Raw genomic sequence first — 1,802 nt, 5'->3', positions numbered from 1 at the left:
TTCCTGCGCGTGGGCCTGGAGCTGAAGAACCACGAAGGCACCAACCGCGCCGGCTTCGACCAGATCCCGCCGTGGGACCAGAGCGATACCAACCTGGCGCTGCAGGGCAAGCGCAATTACGTGCTTGGCGATGGCAAGACCCGTGACCTCAACGCCTGGATCAATACCGAGCTGCCGTTCGGTGAGACCTCCAAGTTCTATTTCTTCAGCACGTTCAACCAGCGCGACAGCGAAGGCGCCAACTACTTCCGCTACCCCGACAGCGACGCCAACTGGGCGCAGGTCTATCCCAACGGCTACCGCCCGATCTCCGAAGGCGAGAACCGCGACGTGCAGGCCGTGGCCGGTGCGAAGGGCCAATGGGGCGAGTGGAACTACGACGCCAGCCTGGATTACGGCACCAACCGCTTCACCTACCGCCTGCGCAACTCGCTCAACGCCTCGCTCGGTCCGACCAGCCCGACCCGCTTCAAAACCGGCGATTACCAGAACGAACTGACCGTGGCCAACCTCGACCTGGGCCGCGTGTTCAACCAGGGCGAGAACATCACCCACAGCCTCGGCCTGGGCGTGGAAGCGCGGCGTGACCACTACCAGACCCGTCCGGGCGACCCGAGCAGCTACGCCGCCGGCCCGTTCACCGATCGTCCGACCGGCTCGCAGGCCGGCGGCGGGCTGACTCCGCAGGATGCGACCTCGCTGTCGCGTGATGTGGCCAGCGCCTATGCCAGCCTGTCCAGCCAGTTCGGCGAGCATTTCTCCAGCGACCTGGCCGCGCGCTACGAACACAGCGATGACTACGGCGGCGAACTGACCGGCAAGCTGGGCCTGCGCTATGAATTCACCCCGGCCTTCGCGCTGCGCGGCGCGATTTCCAACAACTTCCGCGCGCCGTCGCTGGCGCAGATCGGTTACGAATCCACCTCCACCGGTTACAACGCCGCCGGCCAGCTGGTGCAGGGACGCGTGCTGTCGGTCAACAATCCCATCGCACGCGGCCTGGGCGCTTCTGACCTGAAGCCGGAGAAGTCGCTCAACACCAGCCTGGGCTTCACCAGCCGCATCGGCGACCACTTCGATGTGTCGTTGGACTTCTTCCAGATCGACATCGATGACCGCATCGCGCTGTCGGAAAGCATCACCGGCGATGCACTCACCGACTACGTGCAGCAGCAGTTCGGCGTGGCCGGCCTGCAGAGCGCGAGCTTCTTCGTCAACGCCGCCGACACCCGCACCCGCGGTGCCGAGCTGGTGAGCAACTGGCGGCAATCGCTGGGCGATGGCGAACTGCTGTTGACCGGTACCTACGCCTATACCAAGACCACGTTGAAGAACGTACTGGCCACCCCGGCCAGCCTGCTCGCGCTGGATCCGGAGTACGTGCTGTTCGGCGTGGAAGAAACCAACACCCTCACCGATGCCACCCCGCGCACCCGCGCCGCGCTCGCCGCCAGCTGGAGTGACGACCGCTGGTCGCTGAGCAGCCGGGTCAGCCGCTATGGCAGTGTCACCCGCGTGTTCAACTTCGGCGATGGCTTCGTCCCGCGCCAGACGTATGGGGCGGAATGGCAGCTGGATGCGGAAGTGGAGTTCAAGATCACCCCGCAGTGGAGCGTGGCCCTTGGCGGGCAGAACCTGACCGACAATTATTCGGATCTGTCCAACGACGATATCTACTATTACGGCAACCTGCCGTATGACGTGTTGTCGCCGATTGGTAGCAATGGTGCGTATTACTACGGGCGGGTGCGGTACACGTTCTGATCATTGGTGCAGCCGGGCATGGCCCGGCTCTACCGGGC

Annotated in this window: 1 protein-coding gene; it reads left to right on the top strand. The window is 64.6% G+C overall.

The genetic code is table 11. The features are described 5' to 3' along the window. Window positions 1-1,764 (top strand): TonB-dependent receptor plug domain-containing protein (locus AC1DQP_RS20150; protein WP_478052384.1); only part of this gene is annotated, 1,764 nt, incomplete at its 5' end. Window positions 1,765-1,802 lie beyond the last annotated feature (38 nt).

The organism is Stenotrophomonas sp. P5_A8, assembly GCF_056400545.1.
The sequence above is the reverse complement of the archived record's forward strand: the minus strand, read 5'-3'. Positions and strand labels throughout refer to the sequence as shown.